The 26003-nt window shown below is 56.4% G+C and carries 29 protein-coding genes; 23 read left to right on the top strand and 6 right to left on the bottom strand.

What is annotated here, in order from left to right:
* The first annotated feature begins 56 nt into the window (after positions 1-56).
* Positions 57-1091, top strand: coding sequence for a dienelactone hydrolase family protein (locus ACY1JZ_RS24195; protein ID WP_462631287.1), 1035 nt, complete (start codon positions 57-59; stop codon positions 1089-1091).
* Positions 1092-1193: 102 nt separating this feature from the next.
* Here ACY1JZ_RS24195 and fabV read toward each other — a convergent pair whose 3' ends face one another.
* The gene (gene fabV / locus ACY1JZ_RS24190; protein ID WP_462631286.1) at positions 1194-2381 is read right to left on the bottom strand and encodes an enoyl-ACP reductase FabV; all 1188 of its coding nucleotides are present in this window, start codon (positions 2379-2381) and stop codon (positions 1194-1196) included.
* A 221-nt stretch (positions 2382-2602) separates the two neighbouring features.
* Between fabV and ACY1JZ_RS24185 the strand changes: the two genes are divergently transcribed.
* Positions 2603-4918, top strand: a complete 2316-nt coding sequence (locus tag ACY1JZ_RS24185) for a glycoside hydrolase family 95 protein (protein WP_462631284.1) — start codon at positions 2603-2605, stop codon at positions 4916-4918.
* 309 nt (positions 4919-5227) lie between these two features.
* Here the strand turns inward: ACY1JZ_RS24185 and ACY1JZ_RS24180 are convergent, their stop codons facing one another.
* Positions 5228-5449, bottom strand: coding sequence for a hypothetical protein (locus tag ACY1JZ_RS24180; protein ID WP_270170045.1), 222 nt, complete (start codon positions 5447-5449; stop codon positions 5228-5230).
* 296 nt (positions 5450-5745) lie between these two features.
* Between ACY1JZ_RS24180 and ACY1JZ_RS24175 the strand changes: the two genes are divergently transcribed.
* The 3 genes from ACY1JZ_RS24175 (at position 5746) to ACY1JZ_RS24165 (ending at position 6911) form a co-directional block, all read left to right on the top strand.
* Entirely contained in the window at positions 5746-5838 is a 93-nt protein-coding gene (locus ACY1JZ_RS24175) for a YjcZ family sporulation protein (RefSeq protein WP_333485658.1), read from the top strand.
* Between the two features lie 150 nt (positions 5839-5988).
* The gene (locus ACY1JZ_RS24170) at positions 5989-6399 is read left to right on the top strand and encodes a phage holin family protein (RefSeq protein ID WP_270170046.1); all 411 of its coding nucleotides are present in this window, start codon (positions 5989-5991) and stop codon (positions 6397-6399) included.
* Between the two features lie 131 nt (positions 6400-6530).
* Positions 6531-6911, top strand: a complete 381-nt coding sequence (locus ACY1JZ_RS24165; RefSeq protein WP_270170048.1) for a cupredoxin domain-containing protein — start codon at positions 6531-6533, stop codon at positions 6909-6911.
* Between the two features lie 140 nt (positions 6912-7051).
* Here the strand turns inward: ACY1JZ_RS24165 and ACY1JZ_RS24160 are convergent, their stop codons facing one another.
* Positions 7052-7315 (bottom strand): hypothetical protein, encoded by a 264-nt coding sequence (locus tag ACY1JZ_RS24160; RefSeq protein ID WP_462631281.1) that lies wholly within the window; start codon positions 7313-7315, stop codon positions 7052-7054.
* Between the two features lie 98 nt (positions 7316-7413).
* Between ACY1JZ_RS24160 and ACY1JZ_RS24155 the strand changes: the two genes are divergently transcribed.
* From ACY1JZ_RS24155 to ACY1JZ_RS24110, 10 genes are all read left to right on the top strand, one after another.
* Positions 7414-7701, top strand: coding sequence for a Dabb family protein (locus ACY1JZ_RS24155; RefSeq protein ID WP_270170052.1), 288 nt, complete (start codon positions 7414-7416; stop codon positions 7699-7701).
* 155 nt (positions 7702-7856) lie between these two features.
* Positions 7857-8279 carry a DUF86 domain-containing protein gene (locus tag ACY1JZ_RS24150; RefSeq protein ID WP_270170054.1) on the top strand — a complete coding sequence of 141 codons (423 nt, stop codon included), beginning with the start codon at positions 7857-7859 and terminating at the stop codon, positions 8277-8279.
* A 175-nt stretch (positions 8280-8454) separates the two neighbouring features.
* Positions 8455-9126 carry a helix-turn-helix transcriptional regulator gene (locus tag ACY1JZ_RS24145; RefSeq protein WP_462631279.1) on the top strand — a complete coding sequence of 224 codons (672 nt, stop codon included), beginning with the start codon at positions 8455-8457 and terminating at the stop codon, positions 9124-9126.
* Positions 9127-9451: 325 nt separating this feature from the next.
* A complete protein-coding gene (locus ACY1JZ_RS24140; RefSeq protein ID WP_462631278.1) occupies positions 9452-9958 on the top strand; it encodes a hypothetical protein in 507 nt (168 codons plus the stop codon).
* Positions 9955-10347 (top strand): YtxH domain-containing protein, encoded by a 393-nt coding sequence (locus ACY1JZ_RS24135; protein ID WP_270170061.1) that lies wholly within the window; start codon positions 9955-9957, stop codon positions 10345-10347. The genes ACY1JZ_RS24140 and ACY1JZ_RS24135 overlap by 4 nt, the downstream gene beginning before the upstream one ends.
* A gap of 226 nt (positions 10348-10573) precedes the next feature.
* Positions 10574-11383, top strand: coding sequence for a glutamate racemase (gene racE, locus ACY1JZ_RS24130; RefSeq protein WP_462631276.1), 810 nt, complete (start codon positions 10574-10576; stop codon positions 11381-11383).
* Positions 11384-11459: 76 nt separating this feature from the next.
* The gene (locus tag ACY1JZ_RS24125; RefSeq protein WP_462631274.1) at positions 11460-12608 is read left to right on the top strand and encodes a M14 family metallopeptidase; all 1149 of its coding nucleotides are present in this window, start codon (positions 11460-11462) and stop codon (positions 12606-12608) included.
* Between the two features lie 61 nt (positions 12609-12669).
* Positions 12670-12903 carry a hypothetical protein gene (locus ACY1JZ_RS24120; protein ID WP_462631273.1) on the top strand — a complete coding sequence of 78 codons (234 nt, stop codon included), beginning with the start codon at positions 12670-12672 and terminating at the stop codon, positions 12901-12903.
* Positions 12904-13130: 227 nt separating this feature from the next.
* A complete protein-coding gene (locus ACY1JZ_RS24115) occupies positions 13131-13433 on the top strand; it encodes an iron-sulfur cluster assembly accessory protein (RefSeq protein ID WP_270170069.1) in 303 nt (100 codons plus the stop codon).
* A 23-nt stretch (positions 13434-13456) separates the two neighbouring features.
* A complete protein-coding gene (locus ACY1JZ_RS24110) occupies positions 13457-13678 on the top strand; it encodes a YuzB family protein (protein ID WP_462631271.1) in 222 nt (73 codons plus the stop codon).
* Positions 13679-13766: 88 nt separating this feature from the next.
* On the opposite strand, the gene ACY1JZ_RS24105 is transcribed toward ACY1JZ_RS24110, so the two are convergent.
* Positions 13767-14912, bottom strand: coding sequence for a THUMP domain-containing class I SAM-dependent RNA methyltransferase (locus ACY1JZ_RS24105; protein ID WP_462631270.1), 1146 nt, complete (start codon positions 14910-14912; stop codon positions 13767-13769).
* Positions 14913-15075: 163 nt separating this feature from the next.
* Here ACY1JZ_RS24105 and ACY1JZ_RS24100 point away from each other — a divergent pair, with 163 nt between their 5' ends.
* Positions 15076-15723 carry an O-methyltransferase gene (locus tag ACY1JZ_RS24100; protein WP_462631269.1) on the top strand — a complete coding sequence of 216 codons (648 nt, stop codon included), beginning with the start codon at positions 15076-15078 and terminating at the stop codon, positions 15721-15723.
* On the opposite strand, the gene ACY1JZ_RS24095 is transcribed toward ACY1JZ_RS24100, so the two are convergent.
* A complete protein-coding gene (locus tag ACY1JZ_RS24095; protein ID WP_462631268.1) occupies positions 15667-16896 on the bottom strand; it encodes an MFS transporter in 1230 nt (409 codons plus the stop codon). The two genes, ACY1JZ_RS24100 and ACY1JZ_RS24095, sit on opposite strands and share 57 nt — an antisense overlap.
* 266 nt (positions 16897-17162) lie before the next feature.
* On the opposite strand from ACY1JZ_RS24095, the gene hemE reads away from it, so the two are divergent.
* The 5 genes from hemE to ACY1JZ_RS24070 all read left to right on the top strand — a co-directional run bounded on the left by hemE (position 17163) and on the right by ACY1JZ_RS24070 (position 23031).
* Complete coding sequence (gene hemE, locus ACY1JZ_RS24090; protein WP_462631267.1) at positions 17163-18224, top strand: uroporphyrinogen decarboxylase; 1062 nt, start codon at positions 17163-17165, stop codon at positions 18222-18224.
* A gap of 6 nt (positions 18225-18230) precedes the next feature.
* Positions 18231-19160 (top strand): ferrochelatase, encoded by a 930-nt coding sequence (gene hemH, locus ACY1JZ_RS24085; protein ID WP_462631266.1) that lies wholly within the window; start codon positions 18231-18233, stop codon positions 19158-19160.
* Positions 19144-20619, top strand: a complete 1476-nt coding sequence (gene hemG, locus ACY1JZ_RS24080; protein WP_462631265.1) for a protoporphyrinogen oxidase — start codon at positions 19144-19146, stop codon at positions 20617-20619. Before hemH ends, hemG begins: the two co-directional genes overlap by 17 nt.
* Before the next feature lie 301 nt (positions 20620-20920).
* Complete coding sequence (locus ACY1JZ_RS24075; protein WP_462631264.1) at positions 20921-22267, top strand: CapA family protein; 1347 nt, start codon at positions 20921-20923, stop codon at positions 22265-22267.
* Positions 22268-22305: 38 nt separating this feature from the next.
* Entirely contained in the window at positions 22306-23031 is a 726-nt protein-coding gene (locus ACY1JZ_RS24070; protein ID WP_270170086.1) for a glycerophosphodiester phosphodiesterase, read from the top strand.
* Between the two features lie 57 nt (positions 23032-23088).
* On the opposite strand, the gene ACY1JZ_RS24065 is transcribed toward ACY1JZ_RS24070, so the two are convergent.
* Positions 23089-24255 (bottom strand): HD domain-containing phosphohydrolase, encoded by a 1167-nt coding sequence (locus tag ACY1JZ_RS24065; RefSeq protein ID WP_462631263.1) that lies wholly within the window; start codon positions 24253-24255, stop codon positions 23089-23091.
* 128 nt (positions 24256-24383) lie between these two features.
* Here ACY1JZ_RS24065 and ACY1JZ_RS24060 point away from each other — a divergent pair, with 128 nt between their 5' ends.
* Positions 24384-25256 (top strand): DUF92 domain-containing protein, encoded by an 873-nt coding sequence (locus ACY1JZ_RS24060; RefSeq protein WP_462631261.1) that lies wholly within the window; start codon positions 24384-24386, stop codon positions 25254-25256.
* A 102-nt stretch (positions 25257-25358) separates the two neighbouring features.
* Positions 25359-25946, top strand: coding sequence for a TetR/AcrR family transcriptional regulator (locus ACY1JZ_RS24055; RefSeq protein ID WP_462631259.1), 588 nt, complete (start codon positions 25359-25361; stop codon positions 25944-25946).
* Positions 25947-26003: the final 57 nt, after the last annotated feature.

The following is a 26003-nucleotide window of genomic DNA, read 5'->3' as shown; positions in this document are numbered from 1 at the left end:
GTCAACAAGGTACGTCATCGCATCATATTAAGGATATGAAATCGGGGGAGTAGACCATGTGGAAAGCGGATGAACGATTGAAGCATTGGACGAAGGAGGCGGCGGATAGAAGAAGGGAGCGAGCGGCCGGGGAGACCTGGACTGCACACAGGAGCCGAGTTCTGAACGAGCTGAAGCAGTCGCTCGGAGAGTTCGAGCCGGCTCAAGGCTTCGAGCCGATCCTGCTGGAGCGGGTGCAGTGCGATGGGTATGTCAGGGAACGGGTAGAGCTGTCCGGCGTAGCGGGCTTGACGTTCGGCGCCTATGTGCTGATTCCCGATGGTGTTGCCGCACCCCTGCCGGGCGTTGTAGCCGTTCATGGACATGGCTATGGCAGTCGGCAAATTTGCGGCATGCAGGCAGACGGTACGCCAGAGCCGGAGGACCAGGGCATCTACCGCCATTTCGCCGTGCAGTTGGTGCGCCGGGGGCTGCTCGTTATTGCTCCTGATGTGATCGGGTTCGGCGAACGGATGCTGGATTCCGTAGTTGCCCAGGAGCCCGATGCGCCAAGCTCGTGCTATAAGCTAGGTACGCATCTGCTGATGCTGGGCAAGACGTTGACGGGTCTGCGGGTGCAGGAGATGATTGCCGCCCTTGACTACTTCGCTACCCGTCCAGAGCTCGATACCCGGCGGATCGGAATTGCGGGCTTCTCCGGCGGTTCGCTGATCAGCTACGTGACGGCGGCGCTGGATGAGCGGATTGCCGCCTCGCTGCTGATCGGCTTCCCGAATACATTCGAGGACAGCATCCTCAATGTTCATCATTGCTTCTGCAACTATACGCCGGGACTGCTGAACACGGCAGAGCTGCCGGAGCTCATCGGGCTGCTGGCTCCGCGTCCGTTGTTCCTGGAATCGGGCGATGCCGATCCGATCTTTCCGAAGGAAGGCTTCTACAAGGCCGTTCAGGAGCTGCAGGAGATCTATGCCCAGAGCGGAGCGCCGCAGGAGACGCTGTCTGTCGATGTATTCCCCGGCATCCATGAAGTAAGCGGGCGCCGCTCCTTTGATTGGCTCAAGGAGACATTACAGGGTCTGCCGCAGTAGGCGCCGTGTCCAGTGCGCAATATCCGCACGGCATGAAGAAGAAGCCAAGCTCGCCGGATGCATCCGGTGAGCTTGGCCTCTTGTATAGCGTGTTAGCGCGCTCTAGCGCAGATTCGGAATGGCTACCTCGGGATTGACGTCGGCCTCATAATCGACGCCCTCTGTCTCGAAGCCGAACAACTGGAAGAATTCGCGGCGGTAGCCCTCAAGGTCGGACAGCTCATAGACATTCTCTGTCGAGAGCTCGGCCCACAGCTTCATTACCTCTGCCTGCACATCCTCGCGCATCTCCCAATCATCAACACGGATCAGACCCTTCTCATCGACCGGAGTGTGCGCAGCATACAGTCTCTCGGAGAACAGACGGTACATCTGCTCAATGCATCCCTCGTGCAGCTCCTTCTCCTTCATCACCTTGTACAGCGCGGAGATGTAGAGCGGCACAACCGGAATGGCGGAGCTGGACTGTGTGACGAGCGCCTTGTTGACAGATACATAGGCACGTCCGCCTTGAGAGCTCAACTGGTCGTTCAGCCGCAGCGCGGTTGCTTCCAGATCGTTCTTGGCCTTGCCGATCGTTCCTTCGCGATAGACCGCATGGGTAATCTCAGGCCCAATATAGGAGTAGGCGACCGTTGTTGCGCCCTCTGCCAGCACGCCCGCTTCGCGGAGCGCATCGATCCACATCTGCCAGTCTTCACCGCCCATGACGGCAATGGTCTGACGAACCTCATCCTCCGTTGCCGGCTCAATTCTAGCTTCGGTTACTTCGCCGCTATGGAAATTAACGGTTTTATTGGTATACGTGTCGCCGAGTGGCTTGATGACGGAGGAGAAGACCTCTCCTGTCTTCGGATGAACACGGCGCGGGGAAGCGACGCTGTATACCACCAGGTCAACGCTGCCAAGCTCGGAGCGGATCAGGTCAATGGTCTGGGCCTTGATCTCATCGGAGAAGGCATCGCCCACGATGCTGAACGACTTGCTGCCGGCTTCTTGCGCCGCTGCTTCAAAGGCCGCCGAGTTATACCAGCCCGCGGAAGCCGTTCTGGCTCCTTCGGCTGGCTTGTCAAAGTAGACGCCGATCGTGTTCGCGCCAGAGGCGAAGGAGGAGACGATGCGGGAGGCGAGCCCGTATCCGGTCGAAGCGCCGACAACGAGCACGTTGCGCGGCCCCTGGATGGCTGCTTGGCCTTTCACATAGTCAATCTGGCGCTGTACCTGGCGGGCACAGCCCTCTGGATGTGCCGTCGTACAGATGAAGCCACGGGTTTTAGGTTGAATGATCATATTCAAATTATCCTTTCTATACAAAAAATATCAATCGGGACTTCCCGAACAACTCTATCCCATTTTACCGAGTTTTGGGCGCAAAGGGAAGGGAAGCCCACATACAAGCTGTAAAGTCGAGGAACGGGACGTGTAAGGCCAGGCCGGAGCGGCCTTGGGACATGCCCAGGATAGATTGGCGTAATCGATAGGATAAGGATAATTAAAAGGAGGACGATAGAATGCTATGGTACAGCAAGCCTGCGCGAATCTGGGAGGAAGCGCTACCAATAGGGAATGGACGTCTGGGCGCGATGATTTTTGGAGACCCACAGCAGGAACGGATTGCACTGAATGAGGACAGTGTATGGTACGGAGGGCCGCGGGATCGCAACAACCCGGATGCGCTGAAGCATCTGGAGGAAATCCGCGGCCTGATTGCAGATGGAAGGCTGCAGGAGGCGCATAAGCTGGCGGCACTGGCACTGTCCGGCATCCCTGAGGCGCAGCGGCATTACATGCCACTGGGTGATCTGCGAATCAGCTTCGAGCGTCAAGGCTCAGTGGAAGACTATTCCAGACGGCTGGATCTGGGCACGGGGCTCGCTTCGTGCTCCTATACAGCAGAGGGGGTGCGCTACGAGCAGGAGGCACTAGCCAGCTACCCGGATGGCGTCATCGCGATATGCTACCGGGCGGATCAGCCGGGGCGCATCACCTTCACGGCCCGTCTGACCCGCGGAAATAACCGCTACCTGGAGAGTATCGCGTCAAGCGGCGGGGATACGCTTATCATGCGTGGTGTATGCGGTGGTGAAGGAGGGAGCGCATTTCGCGCCGCGCTGCGCGTGCAGGCTTGCGGCGGGCGTATCCGGGTAATCGGTGAGCACCTGCTTGTCGAGGAGGCGGACTGTGCTGTGCTGTTGCTCGCAGCCGAGACCGGATTTCGGCATGCCGACCCCGAAGCGGCAGCGCTGTCCAGGCTGGATGGTGCGGGACGCTGGAGCTACGAGCAATTGAGGCAACGGCATGTGGAGGATTTCGCTGCGTTGTCGAGCCGTGTGAAGCTTACGCTTGGAGCGGCCAGGCCAGAGGATGAGCCGGAGCAGCTTGCAGGGCTTGCGACGGATGAGCGGCTGGAGCGGATGAAGACAGGGAAGGATGACCCCGGGCTAATCGCTCTCTACTTCCAATACGGACGCTACCTGCTTCAGTCGAGCAGCAGGCCCGGCTCGCTGGCAGCGAATCTGCAAGGGATCTGGAATGAGCACATGCTGCCTCCATGGGATAGCAAATATACGATTAATATTAATGCCCAGATGAATTACTGGCATGCCGAGACCTGTAACTTGGCGGAATGCCATGAGCCGCTCCTGGATCTGATCGAGCGCATGCGTGAGCCGGGGAGGCTCACGGCGAGGAAGATGTATGGTTGCCGCGGGTTTGTCGCGCATCACAATACAGACCTATGGGGCGACACGGCGCCGCAGGACATCTATCTTCCTGCAAGCTACTGGCCTATGGGGGCAGCATGGCTCTGCCTGCATCTGTGGGAGCATTATCTGTTCGCCCCGGACAGGGCGTTTCTGGAGCGGGCGTATCCGGTGATGGCGGAGGCGGCTCTGTTCTTCCAGGACTTCCTCACCGAGACGGAGGAAGGGCTGCTGGTGACGAATCCTTCCGTATCCCCGGAGAATACATACCGACTGCCAAGTGGAGAGTCCGGCACGCTATGTATGGGGCCATCGATGGACAGCCAGATCTTGCATGAGCTGTTCGGCGCCTGTATTCGCGCCGCGGAGCTGCTCGGGGCAGATGAGTCGCTGCGCGAAGAACTGACGGAGCTGCGCCGACGGCTGCCGGAGCCGGCGATTGGACGTCACGGCCAACTGCAGGAATGGCTGCATGACTATGAAGAAGCGGAGCCGGGGCATCGTCATATATCTCATCTGTTCGCGCTCCATCCCGGCACTCGCTTTAACGTGCGCTCGACCCCGCAGTGGACGCAGGCTGCGCGTGTTACGCTGGAGAGAAGGCTGGCTCATGGAGGCGGGCATACAGGGTGGAGCAGGGCATGGATCATCAACTTCTGGGCACGGCTGGAGGACAAGGAGCAGAGCTATACGAATCTGCATGCGATTCTGACCCATTCCACACTGCCGAATCTGCTGGATAATCATCCGCCCTTTCAGATTGATGGCAACTTTGGCGCGACGGCAGCACTCGCCGAGATGCTGCTCCAGAGCCATGCGGGCGAGCTGCATCTGCTGCCGGCGCTGCCGGACGCATGGCCTGATGGCATGGTCAGCGGACTGCGAGCCAGAGGGGGCTATGAGGTGGGGATCACCTGGGAGCAAGGGAAGCTGTCAGCGGCCAGCATTCACGCCAGAGTAGATGGCGTCGTTCAGGTGCGCTGTGCTGGAGCCGAACAGCTAGGCGTATGGGAGGAAGACGGTACGGAGGTCGAGCTGACGGTGTTAACGGATGTGCTCTGCTGGAGCGCCGGGGAGGGGATGACGTATCGTGTGGAGCCTCTGCTTCAACATTCGGGCGTATAACCAGCTCCCCGCTGTCGGGTTGCCTGTAACCGCGCGATAGCCGTCTGTGAACGATGGCCTTTCTCATAGTGGCTTCCCCGGCCGCAACGAATATGACACCGCTTGTGACGTAGCCTTGCTCATGGATCGGAGACCTAACGTTTCACATGTAACAAGATTAAGCGGGGGCAATCCGTCTCGTTCTACACATTCCGACGATGGCAAGCACATATGCTGCTAGGGCGTGTATGACGACAAACGCCGCCGGCTTGGCCCGGATCAGGGCATTCAAGCTGGCGGCGCATTATAACGGCTCGCACCGTTGCGGCTTCATGCGATGGAGACGGATTGTGTCAGCAGCGGTCGCAGCAACTGTGAGTAAGGCACCTCTGGAGCAATGTGAAACACGCAATCCTCGAAGGTGCACCGATCATAGTCAAAGTTCAACGAATGGACACGAACGGTACAATGGATGAACGTGCAGCCGATAAAATGAGAGCCTTCGAAAAGAATATCCTCATTGCGGAATAGCTGGTGAATAACTAGATTCATGTGCATCTCCTCCTAAGATTAATTCGTACATTGTCTGCTGTAATAGATTTATTGTATCAAAGGCAATCAACGAAATATGTCACAATTTGCATGGTTTTTTTGTAAGATTCTCTCTGATAGGGGCGAATCCTCCGCGGCATTCCAAGCCATGACAAGGGTAGCCGAGGCTGATCATATCGATGTCCAAATCGCGTGTAACTTTTGCAGCTTAGCTTGTAATCTGGGTCATTGTACGGTTCCAAGCCGCACATGATGACATAAGCTGATGATGTACATTGTGAAAGGGGAGATGGAATATGACAGCAGTTGGCGGTTTTGGAACATCTGCAGGCGCCATTCTTGTACTGTTCATCCTTCTGGTTATCATTTCCTGCACGTTCGTTCTGTAAGCGATAAGCTGCGCAGTGAACTGTAGGACTGCACAGGCCTCCGAATTCGTTCGGGGGCCTGTTGCATAGGAACGAAACTCCAAGCCATAAGGAGGGAGCGAGCATATATTAATAGAGAAATAGAGTAGGAAAAATACAAGGGGGCGATGCATGATGCATCCATTAACCGTCAACTCGTTTTTCGCAGTCGTTGGCTCGATCTTGACCTTCTCCTTCGGGCACTGGCCTGAAGCGCTGACACTGCTGCTTGTAGCGATGGGCATTGATTACATTGCCGGGGTCGCAGCATTGGTAAAAGATGGACAAGGACTGTGCAGCAAGGCTTGCTTTTGGATGCTTGCCCGCAAGGGGCTCATCCTTCTCGTCATCCTGCTTGCTCATCGGATCGATGTGCTGTTGGTGTCGGGAAATATGACGATGGGGGCCGCTATATATTTTTATCTGGCGAATGAGCTGCTGTCCATCATCGAGAGCTGCGGGAAGATCGGCTTGCCGATCCCGCAGCGCCTCAAGGATGTCATCGAAGTGCTGCGCGAGCGTGACAAAGATTCAAAAAAATAATACACAACGTTCACACTTTTGTCATAAACGAAAAAAAAGTGTGACATACTTCTCAATGAAGGTTGAGATCGTTGGAGGTTGTTAGGTAATATAAAGGATAGATATTAATGTAGTAGGGGGAGCACAATAACATGCAGAAGTGGATAATGTTTGTCGTTTTCACAGTGGCCTCCGCCTTGGGCTTGTACCTGATGATGTTCGGCCTGCCGGCAAAGCCTGTGGATGAGAGCGCAGGATTGCCAGAGGGTGTTACATTGTTGAAGATCAAGGCGTCCAACTTTGAATTCGACCAGGCGGAGTATAAGATTGAGAAGGGTTCCAAAGTTCGCCTGTCGCTGCAGAACACGAATGGCATGCACGCCGTAGCGATTGAGAGCCTGAATGTTTCGCTGGATAAGGACAACCCTACCGCAGAGGTAGAGTTCAGCGAACCGGGTACGTACCCGATCCATTGCAGCCTGCCTTGCGGCGAAGGACATCTGGAAATGAAGGCGGTCATTGTCGTCTCCTAACAGGAGGCTGCATCCGTCAGTACGTTCACGCTAAGCGAACATATTGTTGCCGTCTATAGACGGTTCCTGTATGTCTGACGCTGAAGCGTTAGCTTGCCTATATCTTCAAAAGGAGCCTTCTGGCTCCTTTTTCCATATGCTTACCTGTGGGCCCTGCTCTTGCGACGCGAACGGCTGCCGGCGATGAACCAGTCGGCCGCCAGACCGATCAGTCCCCAGCTTAGTATAGTCAAGGCGTAGACAGGAATGATGCTTACATGATGAATGTCAGCAGCCAGCTCGATGAACCATGACGGCACGCTAAGCATGAAGAAAATCATATTATGCGGATCATATCCGCTATAGCTGAACAGGCAGAGCGCAATGCTGAACAGGATCGCGATCAAGGTGAAGGGATAGCGCATGTCGGGTTAAGCCCCTTTCAGAAAATTTCCGTTTCGGTTATTATGGGACAAAGAGGGGTGTGTCATTCACACCTTACAGACGAAGGAGAGATGATGGCATGATTACTCATGTTGTATTGTTTAAGCTGAAGGACAACAGCAAGGAGGCCGTAGAGCAGACCGCGGCGGTACTGCGCGCTATGGAGGGACAGATCGAACAGCTCAAGTCGATTGAGGTAGGGGTTGATGTCCTTCATTCGGAGCGCTCCTATGATATCGCGTTGATTACGAAGCATGAATCGATGGCCGATCTGGAAGCGTATCAGGTGCATCCGGTTCACAAAAAAGTCATTGAGCATATGCAGCAGGTGCGTGAGTCGGCGGTTGCTGTCGATTTTGAAAGCTGATCCTGCCATAAGGCTGGAAGATTGAAGGGTGACGTATGAGGGACGTATATGAGATGCTGTTTTATCTGCTTGTGGTCATTATCAGTTGCTTTGTCATGGGGTTTTGGCTGAAGCGCAAGGGCAGAAAAAATAAGTAGAAGGCAGGAAATCGATGTATGTACTATGTGAATAGCGAACAAATCAAGCAACGGCTGGATGTTATTCCTGATCTGGTCGAGGCGTTGCAGACGCTGGAGCAGCAGTGGCAGGGGACGCTTCTTCAGGGTCTGGCTCAGGAGAGGGCGCTGCATCTGGCGATCGAGACGGTGACCGACGTCGGAAGCTGCCTGATTGATGGTTTTATTATGAGGGATGCCAGCAGCTATGAGGACATCATTGACATCATTGGCGGCGAGGGTGTATTTCCTGGCGAGCTGCACAGCCTGTTGCTGGAGCTGGTGAAGCTGCGCAAGCCGCTCGTTCAGGATTACTATGTGTGGGAACGTGCTGCGCTGCATCCGCTGACGACCAAGCTGCCGGCCTGCCTAACCGGCTTCGCCCGTGCGGTTAGCGAGTATCTGGAGCGCGAGCTGGCATAGAAGCAGCAGGACGATATATTCTTTTTGCAAAAAAATCGGCTTTACGTTAAAATACAGGTATGTCCAGCCATGATGCTACGTTTTACCGGCATGATGGCTTTTCATATTTAGGAATCATGATGGATAAATTCGGCTTTCCTAACCATAAGGATCGTCGTGCTAAGGAGGGGGAGAAATGGACAACAGACCGGTTGCACAGACCAATACAGAGCTGCAAGGGCAAGGCGGCGGTGCGACGCGCCATGCTGTGTTGATGCTGTTCAAGACGAAGGGTCCAAGCCCCGTGGCCGACCTGGCGAAATCGCTGGGAATTACAGAGATGGCTGTCCGCAGGCATCTGGGCGCTCTGGAGCGCGACGGCTACATCACATCCTCGGTCGTTCGGCAGCCTATGGGCAGGCCGGCTCATATCTATAGTCTGACAGAGCTGGGCGAAGGACTTTTCCCTAAAAATTATGCTGCCCTTACACTGGATCTTCTCGAGGAGCTGGAGGACGAGCACGGCATGGAGGGAACGGTGTCGCGGCTGTTTGCCGGGCGGAAGAAGAAGCTGCAGGATCGCTATGAGCCATTCATGTCAGGCAAGGAACTGGATGAGCGGGTGCAGGAGCTGGCTGCGATTCAGAATGCAGGCGGATATATGGTGCAGATCGACGCGAGCAGCAATGAGGAATATGTACTGCATGAGTATAATTGTCCGATTGCAGTCGTGGCCGGGCGATATGAACAGGCCTGTAGCTGCGAGCTAGAGCTGTTCGAGGCGTTGCTGGAGGCGCCAGTGCGGCGTACCGAATGTCTGGCTAAGGGCGGCAGCAAGTGCACGTACCGTATTGCCAAAACAACCTAGCGTGTGTCTGGAAACCGTAGCAGGGAGCAGATGCCGCCGAAGGTTCGTTCCATGCCAGGCGCCTTGTCGCAGGTGTACCAGAGGTACGTCAAGGAAGCTAAAGCGTGGCAGGATCGCGATAAGGCGACGGTGAACGATGCCCTTGATCGGGTTTAATATAACATAGCCTTAATACCATTAAGCGGCACAGTGAACCTGTGCTGCTTATTTTTTTGCCCTTATTATTTTGTGCAAAGCTGTGTCAAGACGAGCCCAAGCTGACTATACTGTCATTACAAATTGGGCATTCGTCCAGCACATCTTGCGAGGAGAGGAGGGGGAGCGCATGTGGTTTTATATCATCTGTGCAGGAGCGGCATCGGCGTCCATCGTTCTGGTAGCGATGGTCGGAATATGGGCGATACGAGAGGTCGTGCGGCAATTCAAGGGAATAGCATTGCGGGCAGAGCAGCTTAGCTGCCAGTCGGAGGAGCTTGTAGGGGAGCTGCGCCGACTGCTGTCCGCAGCGGAGGATGCCGCCGCCACGGCTGCCGAACAGGGCCGCCAGTTGCAAGGCTTTATCCATTCGGCCAGCCAGCTAGGCGAGGCATGCAGTGGATTTGCTGGCGCAATGCAGCAGTTGTCCGAATCGGTTACCCGCTCGGCTGACAGACGTGTTCGCCAGGCTGCCAACAAGTATGGGCCTCAGCTCGATGAAGCATTGAACTGGGCAGAGGCCGCGATGACGGCCTGGCAATGGTGGAAGAAAAAATGCTCGCAGGCGTCGCCAGCCTTTGAATCGCGGGAGCGAGGCGGAGGGCACGATAAGTATGAAGGGAGCGATGGAGGATGAGTAAAAAAACGAAAACGAAGGGTTATCTGCTGGCTGCCATTGCCGGCGGGATCGTGGGAGCGGTAAGCGCACTGCTGCTGGCCCCTAAGTCGGGTAAGGAGCTGCGTGGAGACATTAAGCAGGGAGCAGTTCAAGTAAGCGACAAAACCGTGCACATTGCAAGTCAAGCGAAGGATGGCTCCGTCCGGCTCGCCCGGCAGTTTGGACGCCAAACAACCGAGCTTGCTGGCAAAGCACGGGGCGCTGCTACTCAGGTCATTGAAGACATCAAAGCATGGAGAGGCAAGCTCGCTGGAGCAGAGACTACTTCTGCGGAAACACTGGCTGCCTCGTCAGTAATCGAGCCAGAAGCTGATGATCGATCGGCGGATGAAGCCCGCCGCGCATAGGTGCAACAAGCATCCGCCCGCCTTGAAGCTGTCGCTTCGGGGCGGGCGGATGCATTGTTGCATGGGGCGGATGCAAAGTGGCTCTGTTATGAGTATGGGGACTCTTGAACCTTGTCTCATTATGCGCTAATATGTAGGTACGTTTTGGTTTTAAGTTTCATATTCTATTTTGAACTACCAAACATGAGCATCGATTGGTAAGTAACATCAGGAAAGCGGTGTATCTGTGCAACAACCCATAGCCATATTGGATTCGGGGGTAGGCGGCTTGACCGTAGTGAAGGAAGTCATGCGCCAGCTTCCCCGTGAGAAGATTATTTACTTCGGGGATACGGCACGCGCACCCTATGGTCCACGCCCGTCCGAGGAGGTTCTTCGGTTCACGCGTGAAATTGTCGATTATCTGATTCAATTTAATCCGAAAATGATTGTGATTGCTTGCAATACGGCCACTGCCGTTGCATTGGAGGACATTCGCAGGCGGGTGAGCATTCCTGTCGTCGGGGTGATCTATCCTGGAGCGCGGGCTGCGATCGGCCGTACCCAGACTGGATGTGTCGGCGTAATCGGCACAGATGGAACGATCAACAGCGGAGCCTACGAGATCGCGCTGAAGCGGCTCAGGCCGGACATAGAGGTGCTGAGCAAGGCTTGCCCTAGATTCGTTCCGCTCGTCGAGCGCGGTAACTTCCGTTCCTCGGAGACCTATGATGCAGTGAACAGCTCACTGCAAGACTTGAGAGGAACGAACATGGATTGTCTGATTCTTGGCTGTACGCATTATCCCTATCTTGCGGATACGATCTCGCAGGTTATGGGGCCGGAGGTTACCTTGATCAGCTCGGCGGACGAGACGGCGCGTGAGATCAGCACGATCCTGCATGACCAGGGCAAGCTGTCCCGCAATGAGCCCGTGCCGGTGCATCAGTTCTGCTGCAGCGGCGATCCACGCCTGTTCAAGTCGATTGCCCAGGAATGGCTGAATAAAGAGATTGAACTCACTCCCGTCGTCTGGCAGGTGCCCAAGATCGGCTAGCCTGCTGATGACATGAGCCAGGCTGTACCCTCATACACATGTACGGAGATTGCAAACTGTACTGGAGGTGCACGGCTTGGAGACATTTGCCCATTACGTAGTCCAGCCCGGCGATACAGTTGTATGTATCGCCGGGTGTTTTCATATGGAACCGGAGGAATTGCTGAAGCTAAACCCTATGCTGCCCAAGAGTGGTGTTGTGCCGCCGGGGCTGCTGCTGCGGCTGGCTAAGGGCGACTCCTGCACAGCTCGCCAGGTGGAGCCATGTGAGGAGGCGTTACGCAAGGAGCGAGCCGAGCAGCCTGAGCCTGTAGCAGCTCGGGCTGGAAGTGAGCGCATCCTATGCCCAGAATCGGATTACAGCTATCCGCAGCTCTGCCGGGATATAGCGCTGCTCCAGCGTCGCTACCCGTTCATTCGCTGCTATGACATCGGAGCGAGTGTGATGGGACGCCGTATTCAAGCGCTGCGCATCGGTGAGGGAAATACAGCGATTCAGATTAATGCTGCCTTTCATGCCAACGAGTGGATCACCTCGCTGCTGGCGATGGCCTTTGTCGAGCGCTATGCTCATGCCTATGCCGAGGGGGAGCTGCTGTCAGGAGCAGATATGCGCAGCCTATACAGCCAAACTGCATTATGGGTGGTGCCGATGGTCAATCCAGATGGAGTGGAGCTGGTGCAGGCAGGATTGTGCCACGACCATCCGCGCTATGACCTGCTACTCGAGATGAACGGCGGCCTGACTGACTTTACCGGATGGAAGGCCAATGTGAACGGGGTCGATCTCAATGATCAGTTCCCAGCTCATTGGGAGGCGGAGGTGCTGAGACGGGAGCAGCCAGGACCAGGGCCGCGGGATTTTCCGGGGTATTCGCCGCTTAGCGAGCCGGAGGCGGAGGCCATGTACCATTTTGCCTGCTCTCGCGGCTTCGAGGCGGTGCTCGCTCTCCATACGCAGGGGAAGGAAATCTATTGGAACTACCGTGACTATGAGCCTGAGGATGCGAGAGAACGAGCGGAGCGGCTGGGGGAGGCCTGCGGCTATAAGGCAGTGAAGCTTGAGGGAAGCGATGCGGGATACAAGGACTGGTTCATTCAGCAGTTCGGCAGGTACGGGTATACGGTTGAAGCGGGGCTGGGCAGCAATCCGCTGCCCATCGGGCAATTTGATGACATCTATGCGGAGGTGGAGAAGCTGCTGGTCGCAGCGCTAAGTCAGTAGCCCCCCCTTGTCATTGCGGCGCGCGCTTGTGCTATAATGGCGACAAGAAGGAGGTCGTTGTATGCGCAAATTGTTGTCGCTCCGCCATTGGAAGGGTGTATTCGTTCGTGTGTGGCACCTGCTTCGCTCGAAGAATGTGCCGCTGCATCATAAGCTGCTGTTTGCTGTGCCTGTGCTGCTCTATTGGGTGCTTCCTGATGCGCTTCCACTGCTTCCGGTGGATGATATTGCGGTCACGATGCTGGCTGCGGAATGGTTCACCCGATGGATGGAGAAGAAGCATACTCCGATCTGAGGCAAATCTATGAAGTGCATATGTGTGAGGGTGTGTATGCAGACGCATCAGGGGATGGTTTCCCGTCTGTATGCTCTCTGCTAGCGTTGCTTTTCGCACCGGGCTATGGAGTGGAGCTCGGCAACATCTGCTCCTGCGTCGTTTGCATACACCCCCAGTGGCAGAATCGGCTGTTGAACTTCCGGCTGGTTTTCATTACAATACAGATAAAAGGAGCTGGGAGCTACATGAAATGCAAAATTTCGCGCAATGCCGCCAAGGTGCTGCGGCAAGAGTTGGACAAGCCAGAGAATGAAGGGAAGCTGCTGCGGGTATTTGTCACCCATTCACATGGCGATCATGCCCATTACGGCATGAAGCTGGATGTGGCGACGGATCAGGATGTCGTCGTATCGACGGACAAGGAGATCGACGTTATTTTGGCTAAGGACGAGCCGATGCTCGATGGCATTCGGATCGATTATTTTTATGTGCCGGAGGAGGGCTTCGCCATTACGAACCCATCCAAGGGCAATCACGGGGATCATTAACAAGCGGGAGAACGGGGAAAGCTATGGCGAATGATATTCGTATCTGTGACAAGTGCAAGCATATGAAGGTCAAGACGATGCTCTCCAAGCTCAAGAAGCTTGATCCGGAGGCCGAGGTGCGCATAGGATGCAAATCCTATTGCGGCCCGTGTGCCCGTAAAGCGTTCGTCTTTATTAATGGACGCTATGTGACGGCGCCGACGGAGGAAGAGGCCGTAGAGAAGGCCAGCAAATATGTGAAATAGCGATAAAACACAAGCCGGATGAACAGATCAGCGAGCTGAACTGTTACCCGGCTTGTGCTTTGTCTGTTTAATTGCTGCAGGCTGACTGCTAGCTGTCTGTTCTGTTGCGAGGAGGGAGCGGCCCCAGGTACTGGTAGAGGGCACATTCGATCCGCCCGTTGTACAGCTTCCGCTTCTTGTCGGCGGCGCGGCCGAAGTAATGCTCGAAGCTCTTGGCCGGGCTGATCGCAAACATCGACCAGGTCGGCAGCCGCTTAGCCAGCGTGCCGAGCTGGCGCACTGCCGTCTCTGCCTCGCGGTCATCGCCGAGGCGCTGGCCATATGGCGGGTTGGTGAGCAGACAGCCATAATCACCGAGCGGCACGGCCTTGTTAACAGGGAGGTTCTGGAAGGAAATCTCTCCGCCCAGGCCGGCCTTCTTGGCTGCTGCACGCGCAATCTCGATCGCGCCAGGATCGATGTCCGAGCCGGTAATCTCTAGCTCGATATCGTCCTTCACCGCATCGTAGGCCTCCTCGCGAACACGCTCCCAGTTGGACTCGCCGATGATCGGCCAGGCTTCGCTGCTGAAGCTGCGGCGGATGCCCGGAGCGATGTTCCAGCCGATCAGCGCGGCCTCGATCGCCAAGGTGCCCGATCCGCAGAAAGGGTCGTACAGCGGGCGCTCTGGACGCCAGCGGCTCAATTGGATCATCGCCGCCGCCATCGTCTCCTTGAGCGGCGCCTCTGTCGCTACTCTGCGATAACCGCGCTTGTGCAGACTTGGTCCAGTTGTATCGAGTGTCAGCATCGCGATGTCATTAAGCAGCGATACTTCAATCACATAACGCGGCCCATCCTCTGCGAACCATTCATGATGGTAGCGCTGCTTCATTTTCTCGACGACCGCCTTCTTTACAATGCCCTGGCAGGCCGGAACGCTGGATAGCTGCGATTTGTGAGAACGGCCCTCGACGGGAAATTCGCCATGCTCTGGAATCCAGTCCGGCCAATCCAGCGCCTTGGTGCCCTCAAACAGCTCATCGAAGGTGGTCGCAGGGAATTCGCCCATCTTGATCAGCACGCGGTCGGCGGTGCGCAGCCACAGATTGGTGCGCGCTATATCCTCCAGCTCGCCCTCAAAGCATACCCGCCCGTTCTCGGTGCGGGTTTCATAACCGAGCTCCTTGAGCTCGCGCGCTACCAATGCCTCGAGTCCCATCGGGCAAGTCGCTATCAATGTAAGTGTGTTCATTTCGCTCATGTCACTCCGTATCGTTCAGCTTGTATGGCGGTTTCGCAGATTCGTGTTTGTCAACTGCCAGCCAAAATCATACAATCAAGTATAGGTTAAAGAGCCAGGAATGACAAACGGAATTCAAAAAACAGATCGAAATCAAAAAGGAGCTGGATACATCATGGAAGAGCAACAACGAGCCGAAGCCGAGGCGCATTACTTGGCGAGCCTGTTCCCTGAGGATGAGCAACTGCTGCGTGTCAAGCAGGGCATCCGCGAGGCGGGTATGCCGGAAATCTCGATCGCCCCGGCCTACGGCCAACTGCTGACGCTGCTAGTGCGCTCGTCTGGCGCGGAGGCCGTGCTGGAGATTGGGGCACTGGGCGGCTACAGCGGCATCTGCCTGGCACGAGGGCTGGGCGAGACCGGGACGCTCACATCGCTGGAGCTGGAGGCGGAGTATGCGGCGCTGGCTCACAAGCATCTGCAGGAGGCGGGTCTGGGCGGCAGGGTGTCCTATCGGATCGGCGATGCAGCCGATAGTCTGGCGCAGCTTGAGCAGGAGGGGGGCAGATTCGACTTCTTCTTCATCGATGCCGACAAGCAAGGGTACCCGCTCTACCTGGATTATGCGCTGCGCCTTGCCCGTCCTGGCGCGATGATTGTGGCTGATAATACGTGGCTGCGCGGCCGGGTCGCAGACCCGGCGAAGCAAGGGCCGTCGGTGCAGGCGATGCGCCGCTTCAACGAACGGATGGCGAGTGATCCGCGATTAATCAGCACGCTCCTTCCGGCCTACGACGGGCTTGCTGTTTCTGTCGTAAAGTGAACGGCGCACCCACGCATAGTTAAGGAGCAGCATGGCGGCGGAGATAAGGAACACACCGCTGATTCCGATCCAGCCGGAGACGAGGCCGCCTGTCACCGGGCCGATCATGTTGCCAAGGGCTAGCGTGCTGCTGTTAAAGCTGTATGCACGACTCTCCATGCCCTCAGGGGTGAAGCGGCGGATCAGTGCATTAACGGTCGGGATCAGGCCGCCCAGGAAGATGCCGAGCAGGAAGCGGACGATGACGAGCTGCCAGACAGAGCTTACAAATGCTTGTGGAATGAATAGCACCGCAGACCCGAGCAGCGCCACGCCGAGTATCCGCTCCTGGCCGACCCGATCGCCAAGCCGACCGAGCAGCGGCGAGGCCACCATATTCGACAGACCGGTTACCGAGCCAACAAAGCCTGCCCAGAACGCGAGATTCTCTGCGGTGCCGTGCAGATGCTGCACATAGAGCGGAATGAGCGGCATCGGCGACAGCATGGCGAATTGAATCATGAAGGTGACGGCGAACAGCGCCGTTAGCTGCGGTACATGGCTCAGCTCGCGAAAGCCCTGAATAACCGAGACCTGCGGTGCAGCCATGGCCTTCTCCCGGTCGAACGGCTCCTTGACCGTCAGCAGAGCCAGCAGCGAGGCGCAGCACAGCAGGGCGCCGGTAATATAGAAGATCGGCCGATAGCCGAAGGCATCGGCCATCAGCCCGCCGATGAACGGCCCGAGGATGGTTCCAGCGATGCCGCCCGACTGGAGGGTACCCATGACGAAGCCCATCTTCTCCTTGGGCGTGGTCGAGGAGACGAGCGCGACCGAGGCCGGGTTGAAGCCGGAGATGGTGCCGTTGACCATCCGCAGCACCAGCAACTGCCAGGGCGAGGTTGCAAAGCCCATCAGCACCATAACGATCGCCATGCCGAAGCCAGAGCGCAGCAGCATCATTTTACGGCCGTAACGGTCGGACAGCTTGCCCCATAGCGGTTGAAACAGAAACGAGGTCACAAAGTTGGCTGCAAAAATCAATCCAGCCCAGGTGCCGATGGTATGCTCGCCCTGCACGCCCAGATCATCCTGCAGAAACAACGACAGAAACGGCATGATCATGGTCATGCCAGCCATCACGAGAAATTGACCAATCCAGAGGACGATTAAGTTGATTTTCCATTGCTCCATAAGGTATACGTCGCCTCCGTCTGTAGGTAGTTAGGTTCAAGGTTAGGCGGGGCTAGCCTGTAATGGATGCCTTCAAGCATTGCCCCGAAGGGTTGTCCGATGGGTCGATTGTACTCTAGTATAGCACAGTTGGCAGTTATTGCATGCGCGGGCCAGGGGACATTGTCAAACTATTGTCATACTCGATGAAGGCTTCAAGGTTGTTACCTTGGAGCAAAAAGGGCATAATGGTACAGAAGGGAATATGTCAGAAATGGGGAACATAAATGAACTATAATGACCGGTTTATTCGGGCTTGCCGCAAGGAGAGCGTGGATCGGCTGCCTGTATGGTATATGAGGCAGGCGGGGCGTTACGATCCTGAATACCGTAAAATAAAGGAACGCTATTCGCTACTGGAAATTTGCCGTCAGCCAGAGCTGGCCGCTGAGGTTACGCTGATGCCGGTGAAGAAGCTTGGTGTAGATGCGGCTATTTTATATTCGGACATTATGAATCCGGTTGCTTCGATCGGGATTGATTTTGATATTGTGCAAAATGTCGGCCCGGTGATACATAACCCCATTCGGACGAAGCAAGACATCGAGCGGCTCAAGCCGATTGATGTGGAGGGTGATCTCGGGCATGTGCTGGAGACGATCCGCATTCTGGATCGGGAGTTGTCGGTGCCCTTGATTACATTTGCAGGAGCGCCGTTCACCATTGCCAGCTACCTGATCGAGGGACGCCCGTCGCGCAACTACATTCGCACCAAGGAGATGATGTACGGCGAGCCGGAGCTATGGCAGCAGTTGATGGACAAGCTGGGCGACATGGTCATCGCGTATCTTAAGGCTCATATGGCCAACGGCGGCAAGGCGCTTCAACTGTTTGATAGCTGGGTAGGAGCGCTGGCTCCTGCGGATTTCCGCAAGTACGTGCTGCCGACGATTGAGCGTATCTTCAGCGAGCTGTCGGATTATGAGCAGCCGAAGATTTATTTCCCTGGTGTCAGCTCAGGAGAGCTGCTGCCGGAGCTCCGCGAGCTACAGGCGGACGTTATCGGTCTCGATTGGCGAGTATCGATCCTAGAGGGTAGAAGGCGGCTTGGCGGGAAGTTCGCTGTGCAGGGGAACCTCGATCCGATGGTGCTGACCGCGCCGCAATCGGTTATCGAGCGTTATGCGGCGGAGATTATCGATCAGGGACTGGAGCAGCCTGGCTTTATCTTCAATCTGGGTCATGGCTTATTTCCAGAGGCATCGCTTGAGAAGCTTCGCGATCTGACGACCTTTATTCATCGCTACTCGGAACAACAAATTACCGCTGCAAGCGGGCATAGGAGCTGATCGCCGATGTCAAATGCGAAAATTGGGGTGCTGGTCATGTCATATGGCACGCCGGAGAGTCTGGATGAAGTGGAGGAATACTATACGCACATTCGGCGCGGCAATCCTCCCACGCCGGAGCAACTGGCTGATCTGACGAACCGATATGAAGCGATCGTTGGCGGATTTTTCCCGCTTCGCAAAAACACGGATAATCAGGTTGCTGCGCTGCAGCAATGGCTGGATGAGGCCGCGCCGGGTACGTATCGCTGCTATCAGGGACTGAAGCATGCCCGCCCTTATATTGAGGATGGCGTCAGACAGATGAGCGAGGATGGCGTGAAGGAGGCGGTCGGCATCGTACTTGCGCCGCATTATTCCTTCATGAGCGTGGGCGGCTACATTAAGCGCGCCAAGGAGACGGCGGAGCAGTTGGGAGTGGCGATGCGCTTCGTTGAGGAGTATCATCTGCACCCTAAGCTGATCGAGGCGCTGTCACAGCGGGTAGAGCGCGGCTTGGCTGCCTTCGGGCCCGAGGTAGACCGCGCTGCTGTCAAGGTGCTGTTCAGCGCGCACAGTCTGCCCGAGCGAATCGTACAGATGAAGGACCCTTACCCGGAGCAGTTGCTGGCTACAGCAGCGGCTACGGCGTCGGCGGCAGGAACGAGCAACTGGCAGTTCACCTGGCAGAGCGCTGGCCGGACCCATGAGCCGTGGCTGGGCCCGGATATTCTGGAGACGTTGCAGGAGCTGGCTGCAAATGGCGTCAAGCATGTACTGGCCGCGCCGATCGGCTTTGTATCGGATCATCTGGAAGTATTGTATGACCTGGACATCGAGGCCAAGGCGGAGGCAGCCAGGCTTGGCCTTCATCTGGAGCGGATCGAGATGCTGAATACTGACCCTCTGTATATGGAAGTTTTGGGGGATTGCGTACTACATGCCAGAGAGAAATAAGGGAGAGATCGATATGCGGAGTACAGGACAGACCGATCGAATTGTCATTATTGGCGGGGGGATCAGCGGCCTGAGCTCCGCTTTTTATATGCTTCGCCAAGCCAGGGAGGCGAGGCGGCAGCTACAGGTGACGATTGTGGATGAAGCGCCGCGCGCAGGGGGCAAGATCGAGACGCTGCGCAAGGAGGGATTCGTCATTGAGAAGGGGCCAGACTCCTTCCTCGCCCGCAAGCAAGCGATCATCGATCTGGCGCGGGAGCTGGGGATGGAGGAGGAGCTGACAGCATTGAACCCGGATGCGCGCAAAACGTATATTTTGCATCAGGGCAAGCTCCATCCGATGCCTGCCGGTCTGATGCTCGGCATACCGACAGACCTGGAGGCGCTGCAAGACAGCGAGCTGCTGTCGGAGGAGGGCAAGCTGAGGGTTTCTGAGGAGCTGGAGCTGCCAGCTCGCGAGGGCGACGAGGATGAATCGATCGGCAGCTTTCTGGAGCGCCGCCTCGGCCGCGAGGCGGTGAAGACGCTGGCTGAGCCGCTGCTCGCCGGCATCTACGCGGGCGAGCTGGACAAGCTGAGTCTGCGCGCAACCTTTCCGCAGTTTCGTGCGGCCGAGCTGCAGCATGGCAGCGTCATCCGCGGCATGCAGGCAGGGCGCACCGCGGCAGCAGCGGCGGCTGCACAGAGCGACGTACCGGAGCAGGTACGAGGTAGCGTCTTCCTCACCTTCCGGGGCGGACTCTCCTCGCTGGTCGAGCGGCTGGAGCAGACGCTGGCGCCTGATGTGGACTTCCGCTATGGTGCTAGAGCCACTGCGATTCACAAGCAGGCTGAGCATGGAGCTGCGCCTTACGAAGTAGAGCTGTCAAGCGGCGAGCGGTTGGCTGCGGATACGGTCGTGGTGACGACCCAGGGCTTTGCCGCAGCGGAGCTGCTGCGTTCGCTGACCGATGTCAGCGCCCTGGACAGCGTGCGCTATGTCTCTGTCGCTAATGTCGTCCTCGCGTTCGATAAGGCACAATTCGTACAAACCTTCGACGGCTCGGGCTTCGTCATCCCGCGCACGGAGGGACGGCAAATTACCGCCTGTACGTGGACCTCGACCAAATGGCTCCATACGAGCCCGGATGACAAGGTGCTGCTGCGCTGTTACGTTGGCCGCTCGGGGGCAGAGGAGTTTGTGCAATGGGATGATGCGCAATTGACCGAGGTTGTGCGGGAGGAAGTCAGAGAGATCATGGGCATTACGGCTGAGCCGTTGTTTGTAGAGGTGACACGGCTGCACCATTCCATGCCGCAATATGCGATCGGACATGTGGAGCGGATGGCAGCGTTCCGCAGCAGGCTGGCTGAAGAGCTGCCTGGCCTCTGGGTGACGGGGGCGGCCTTTGACGGCGTGGGTCTGCCAGACTGTATAAGACAGGGCAAGGAAGCCGCAAGAGAGCTGCTGCAGCCATAGAGGCGATAAGCTCGTAGTTATCTCATAGATAGCTGATACCTAGACGCTGATAGCTGAGTGCAGAACCTATATAGCGTTCAACGGAGGAACCGCAGGAGGAAGGGGGAGCAGCTTGCTTGCATCCCTTCCCGGTTCTGCTTCGCTGGACGTTTTTTGCTATGTAGAGGGCCGAAGCTGCGTCTTTTGGTCATTACACGCAGGGATATAAGCCTTTTAGCAGTGTTCATCGCTTGAGCGTTCCTGATATAATGGCACCATACAAGGATGCGGGTTCCATCCGGCATACGAAGGGGTTGTCTTTATGTCCAGCAGATCAGATTACTACAAGCGAAAGAGAAACCATAGACATCGGCGCATGAAGCGGCTGCTTATGCTGAACGGTTTCCTGGCGGCATTAATTCTTGTGATGGGAGTGCTGCTCGTCGACAGCTATTATGGCATCTGGAGCAGCCCTGATGATAAAGCCCCGCAAGCGGAAACAGCCGACCAGAGCCATGGAGGGAGCGCTCCCCTCTCCCAGGAGGGCAATGCGAACGTGGAGGACATGCCGAAGGGGGAAGATCAGTGGACGGAGCCTCCAGCGGAGTCCACCGCTCCAGATGGAGACAAGTCGAATGGACAGGATGCCCAAGGCTCCGATGATCAGGCAGACGACTCCTCCCCGTCTCAGGGTGAAGATCAGCTTGGCAGCGGGGAGGCGGACGAGAAGGTGCTGCTGACGTTTGTCGGGGATATATTGCTGGCAGGTTCTGTTCAGCGGGAGCTGGATCGTAATGGCTACGATTATCCGTATGCGAACGTATTATCTTACCTGGCTGATGCCGACCTGACAGCGGGGAATCTGGAGAGTCCGTTTACTTTGCGCGGTACGCCGGCGGAGGGCAAAAGCTATGTGTTCAACGGCAAGCCGGAGGCGTTGCCGGAGCTTAGAAATGCGGGGTTCGATGTCGTCACGCTGGCTAACAACCATACGCTGGATATGGGCGTGGAGGGGCTGCTTGATACAATGAAGCATCTGGATGAGGCCGGGCTGCCCCATGTAGGCGCTGGCAATAATGATACGGAGGCATTCGAGCCCGTCATTCTGGAATCCAAAGGCATCAAGGTCGCTTATTTGGGTCTAAGCCGGGTTGTCCCGGTCGTAGAATGGAAGGCGGAGAAATATCGCGCGGGGGTTGCGGAGACGTATGATACCACGCGCGCGGTCAAGGCGATCGCGGCAGCGAAGGAGCAGGCCGATCTGGTTGTCGTACTGGTGCACTGGGGCAAGGAGAAGCAGGAGCAGCCCGAGGCATACCAGCGCTCCTATGCACGCGAATATATTGATGCCGGAGCGGATCTGGTTATTGGTTCTCATCCTCATGTACTGCAGGGCTTCGAGCAATATAAGGGCAAGTGGATCGCCTACAGCTTGGGCAATTTTATATTTAATATGACGACCAATGAGGCCAATGCCGAGACAGGGGTGCTGGATGCCAGATGCACGCGCGAAGGGGAATGCGATCTGAGGTTTCATCCGATGAAGGCGGTCGCTTCCCAGCCGGCGCTCCTCACTGGCGAGGATGCACAACGGCTGCTGGGCCGCGTAGAAACGCTGTCGTTTGGCATACGTATTGATGATGAGGGAAAGCTGAGCTACGAGGAGTAGCTTGTCATTGTGATGGGGCTGTAAGCAGGAGGTGGCAGGTGAATAATCTATGTGTGGCGCACCGGGGAGCCTCGGGAGAAGCGCCTGAGAATACAATTATTGCTGCGCGTATTGCGATGTCGTATCCTTTTGTACAGTGGATGGAGATCGATGTTCAATTGTCAAAGGATGGCGTTCCGGTCGTCATTCATGATGACCGGGTGAACCGGACAACCAATGGAAGGGGCAAGGTGGCGGAGCTGACGGCTGCTGAATTGGGGCGGTTGGACGCTGGACGCTGGTTCGGGCAATCCTTCGCCGGAGAACGGCTGCCGACTCTGGATCAGATGCTGGAGGCTACGGCAGGGCGCTGCCGGCTTAATATCGAGCTGAAGTCGCTCAATGGCAACTACCCGCTGCTGGAGCAGAAGGTAATTGAACTGCTGTACAAGCGACAGTTGCAATATGATACCGTCATTACCTCCTTTGACCCGGACTCCTTGTACAAGGTCAAGCAGATTAGTCCGGAGCTGGTGACCGGCCTGATTATTGATTCTGCACCAAGGCAACTGTTGGCGGAGCTGAACAGGCTGGAGTGTGGCTTTCTATCGATCGGATACGCCCAGGTCACGCCTGTCCGGCTGCAGGAATGGCGGCAGGCCGGACTGAAGGTCATGGCGTGGACTGTGAATGATGTCAGCGCGATCCGCAGGCTTGCCCGCATGGACCCCGATCTGATGATATGTACGAATTATCCTGACCGCTATGCGCTTGCAATGAGCTGATGCCCAGAGCGGCGATCCCGTCTGATCGGGGCGTGCTGCGGCTCAATATGCTCTGCTCTAGGATGGAGGAGTGGGGAATTCATCTCGGTATTTGCTGCGAATCGACAGCAGTGTCGGCAGCTTCGAGAAGAACACATCGATGATGCGCGGATCGAAGTGTCGTCCGCGCTCCTCACGCATCAGCTCGATGATGCGTTCCAGCTCCCAAGCCTTCTTGTAGATGCGATCGCTTCCAAGGGCATCAAACACGTCCGCGACGGCTGTAATCCGCCCATACAGATGGATGTCATCCTCCCGCAAGCCGAGCGGGTACCCGGTGCCATCCCATTTCTCATGATGCTGATAGGCGATGAGCGCAGCAGAGCGCAGAAGCTCCCGATTGGACCCGCCCAGCATATGATGGCCGATGACGGTATGAGTTTTCATCAGTTCAAATTCCTGCTCTGTCAGCTTGCCGGGCTTGTTCAGGATTGAATCAGGAATAGCGATTTTGCCAATGTCATGCATCGGTGAAGCCATCTTCAGATGCTCGGCTTCCTCTATGCTGAGGCCAAGTGCCAATGCAAGGACGTAGGAGTACTCGGCGACCCGCTTGACGTGATGTCCCGTTTCCTTGGAACGGCTCTCTCCGATCTCTCCCAGAGCGAGGATGAGCTCGCGCTGAGTGGATACGATCTCTTCCTGCAGCATCACGGATTCGAGCGACTTGCCAGCGTATGAAGCGGCCAATGTAAGATATTCCAGATCCTGGGGCTTGAAGCGGCCATCTGTGCCGAGCTTGTTCAACGCCTGGTAAGCGCCGATTATTTCACCACTGCTGCTGACGAATGGTACGGTAATGACGGAGCTTGTTACATAACCGGTCAACCGATCGCTGTCGGTATTATGCCGGGGGTCTGTGGTCGCATCTTCGATCAGCAGCGGCTCGCCGCTCATGATCGAATAGCCGACCAGACCGCTGTCAATCGGAATGCGCAATTCTGTGACACCGTGAGCTACGGTGGTGAACAGCTCCTTGCGGCTCTGGTCGATAACCCAGACGGTGCAACGATCTGCTTGTATCATTTGACGGCCCATGTCTGCCATGAGCACGAGCACGCGCTGCAGGCTGCGCTCATTGGCGATTTTTGTTGTATAATCAAATATAATGCGCAGCAGATACTCTGCGTCGAGTTCGTTGCGTACTGGCTTGAGTACATGATTGATTCGTGGTTCATCGCCCATCGATACGCACACTCCCCGGTAGATTTGAATTTGGATATGGAGGTCATACGCTTCATTACACAACTGAAATTCGACATTTGGCGCCAAAATCCTGCAAGATAAATTTATGGTTGGAAGAAGGAGTAGGGATGCTGTCTATGCTGGATGATGTGTGGTTCAGGCTGCTGCTCGGCCTGGCAGGAGGGATGTTGATTGCCGTATCGGCTTACCGCAAGTCCTCGCTGTCACGCTCAGGCGCCTGGTCGGCTGCACTGATGGGAACGGGATATGTGGTACTGGGCGGCCCCGTATGGTTCGGGACGCTGCTTGCTTTTTTTATCTCATCTACGGTGTGGTCCAAATGGAAGCGCCATACGCGCGCCAAGCAAAGCGCGGAGGCGAACTATGCCAAGAGCGGAAGAAGGGACGCTGTTCAAGTATGGGCCAACGGCGGGCTCGGACTGGGACTGTGCGCTGCCCATGCGCTGTGGCCTGACCCGGTATGGCTCTACGCCTATGTAGGCGTCATGGCGGCTGTCAATGCCGATACATGGGCCACGGAGGTGGGCGCGCTTAGCAAGAAGGCGCCGCGTTCGGTGCTTACAGGAGCCATCGTGTCCCCTGGGACGAGCGGCGGCGTCACCTGGCTAGGCACGATGGCCGCGCTGTGCGGTGCGCTCTTTATCGGCTGTTGTGCGGCGCTGCTATGTCTGGTAGGGCCAATCTCGGTATTCGGTGCCGGGCTGGGAGAGCAGACCGTGCTCGGTGCGCCCCGGTTGGCGTGGCTTATCGGCGTGGCTGGGTTGAGCGGCCTGGCGGGGGCCTTTGCAGATTCACTGCTCGGCGCAACGGTACAAGCGATGTATCGTTGTAACGTGTGTTCTGCGGAGACGGAGCGACGCACGCATTGCGGACATGCGGCCGCTCCGCTGAGAGGGTGGACGTGGATGACAAATGATGCGGTCAATATGTTGTCGTCGATATTGGCTGGAGCAGTTGCTGTCATCTTCATGCAATTGTAATCGCGCGGGCTCATACGGCATGCACCTAAGAAGCGAGACGTTATCGGTGTCTGCTCGCGGTACCTGCCGTATTCAAGCATGGAACAGAAGGGGGGAGTCAACATGAGCTCCGCACATGGCGATAAACTGTATCTGATTCTGGATACAGCGTTTAAGGTTTTTGGCACGAAGGGTTTTTATGAGACCAGGATGTCGGAGATTGCAGATGAGGCCGGCATAGCCAAAGGGACGTTATACCATTATTTCACAAGCAAGGAAGAGCTGTTCACCGCAGTCACCAAGCGCGATCATGATAATTTCTTGGCCAGGCTGGAGCACACTGCTAGCCAGCCAGGCTCGCTGGAGGAGCAGCTCACACGTATCGCCTCAACACATCTTCATTATTATTATCAAGTCCGGCAGTATACGAGGCTGTTCTTCCATGTGCCGAACAATGACCACAAGTTGATGCTGCATATGCGGCAGTTTCTGAAGCAATATAACGAGCTTGTAGCCTCGCTGCTGCAAGCCTGTGGTGTCTTGCAGCCACAGCTTCACGCGCGATCCTTCCTGGGTGTGCTGGAGGTATTCAAGATGGATATTCTGATGACGGAGGGATTCGGGGAAGAAGACCTTCAGCAGCGGATTGACTTTGCTGTGCAACTGTTTCGCCACGGCTGCACGCTCCAGCCGCAGGCCGGTATGGAATAAGGCGAACGAGGAAGCAGCGGCTCCTGCAGCGTCTGCAGTTTTTTATAGACAAGCGAG

It is taken from the genome of Paenibacillus sp. J5, from assembly GCF_054955055.1.
Note: the sequence above shows the minus strand (reverse complement) of the source record. Positions and strands in the feature narration are given on the sequence as shown.

Excerpts from the sequence above, each read along its gene's own strand:
- ACY1JZ_RS24195 (WP_462631287.1), top strand. The coding sequence starts at position 57 with ATGTGGAAAGCGGATGAACGATTGAAGCATTGGACGAAGGAGGCGGCG.
- fabV (WP_462631286.1), bottom strand. The coding sequence starts at position 2,381 with ATGATCATTCAACCTAAAACCCGTGGCTTCATCTGTACGACGGCACAT.
- ACY1JZ_RS24185 (WP_462631284.1), top strand. The coding sequence starts at position 2,603 with ATGCTATGGTACAGCAAGCCTGCGCGAATCTGGGAGGAAGCGCTACCA.
- ACY1JZ_RS24180 (WP_270170045.1), bottom strand. The coding sequence starts at position 5,449 with ATGAATCTAGTTATTCACCAGCTATTCCGCAATGAGGATATTCTTTTC.
- ACY1JZ_RS24175 (WP_333485658.1), top strand. The coding sequence starts at position 5,746 with ATGACAGCAGTTGGCGGTTTTGGAACATCTGCAGGCGCCATTCTTGTA.
- ACY1JZ_RS24170 (WP_270170046.1), top strand. The coding sequence starts at position 5,989 with ATGATGCATCCATTAACCGTCAACTCGTTTTTCGCAGTCGTTGGCTCG.
- ACY1JZ_RS24165 (WP_270170048.1), top strand. The coding sequence starts at position 6,531 with ATGCAGAAGTGGATAATGTTTGTCGTTTTCACAGTGGCCTCCGCCTTG.
- ACY1JZ_RS24160 (WP_462631281.1), bottom strand. The coding sequence starts at position 7,315 with ATGCGCTATCCCTTCACCTTGATCGCGATCCTGTTCAGCATTGCGCTC.
- ACY1JZ_RS24155 (WP_270170052.1), top strand. The coding sequence starts at position 7,414 with ATGATTACTCATGTTGTATTGTTTAAGCTGAAGGACAACAGCAAGGAG.
- ACY1JZ_RS24150 (WP_270170054.1), top strand. The coding sequence starts at position 7,857 with ATGTACTATGTGAATAGCGAACAAATCAAGCAACGGCTGGATGTTATT.
- ACY1JZ_RS24145 (WP_462631279.1), top strand. The coding sequence starts at position 8,455 with ATGGACAACAGACCGGTTGCACAGACCAATACAGAGCTGCAAGGGCAA.
- ACY1JZ_RS24140 (WP_462631278.1), top strand. The coding sequence starts at position 9,452 with ATGTGGTTTTATATCATCTGTGCAGGAGCGGCATCGGCGTCCATCGTT.
- ACY1JZ_RS24135 (WP_270170061.1), top strand. The coding sequence starts at position 9,955 with ATGAGTAAAAAAACGAAAACGAAGGGTTATCTGCTGGCTGCCATTGCC.
- ACY1JZ_RS24120 (WP_462631273.1), top strand. The coding sequence starts at position 12,670 with ATGCGCAAATTGTTGTCGCTCCGCCATTGGAAGGGTGTATTCGTTCGT.
- ACY1JZ_RS24115 (WP_270170069.1), top strand. The coding sequence starts at position 13,131 with ATGAAATGCAAAATTTCGCGCAATGCCGCCAAGGTGCTGCGGCAAGAG.
- ACY1JZ_RS24110 (WP_462631271.1), top strand. The coding sequence starts at position 13,457 with ATGGCGAATGATATTCGTATCTGTGACAAGTGCAAGCATATGAAGGTC.
- ACY1JZ_RS24105 (WP_462631270.1), bottom strand. The coding sequence starts at position 14,912 with ATGAACACACTTACATTGATAGCGACTTGCCCGATGGGACTCGAGGCA.
- ACY1JZ_RS24100 (WP_462631269.1), top strand. The coding sequence starts at position 15,076 with ATGGAAGAGCAACAACGAGCCGAAGCCGAGGCGCATTACTTGGCGAGC.
- ACY1JZ_RS24095 (WP_462631268.1), bottom strand. The coding sequence starts at position 16,896 with ATGGAGCAATGGAAAATCAACTTAATCGTCCTCTGGATTGGTCAATTT.
- hemE (WP_462631267.1), top strand. The coding sequence starts at position 17,163 with ATGAACTATAATGACCGGTTTATTCGGGCTTGCCGCAAGGAGAGCGTG.
- hemH (WP_462631266.1), top strand. The coding sequence starts at position 18,231 with ATGTCAAATGCGAAAATTGGGGTGCTGGTCATGTCATATGGCACGCCG.
- hemG (WP_462631265.1), top strand. The coding sequence starts at position 19,144 with ATGCCAGAGAGAAATAAGGGAGAGATCGATATGCGGAGTACAGGACAG.
- ACY1JZ_RS24075 (WP_462631264.1), top strand. The coding sequence starts at position 20,921 with ATGTCCAGCAGATCAGATTACTACAAGCGAAAGAGAAACCATAGACAT.
- ACY1JZ_RS24065 (WP_462631263.1), bottom strand. The coding sequence starts at position 24,255 with ATGGGCGATGAACCACGAATCAATCATGTACTCAAGCCAGTACGCAAC.
- ACY1JZ_RS24060 (WP_462631261.1), top strand. The coding sequence starts at position 24,384 with ATGCTGTCTATGCTGGATGATGTGTGGTTCAGGCTGCTGCTCGGCCTG.
- ACY1JZ_RS24055 (WP_462631259.1), top strand. The coding sequence starts at position 25,359 with ATGAGCTCCGCACATGGCGATAAACTGTATCTGATTCTGGATACAGCG.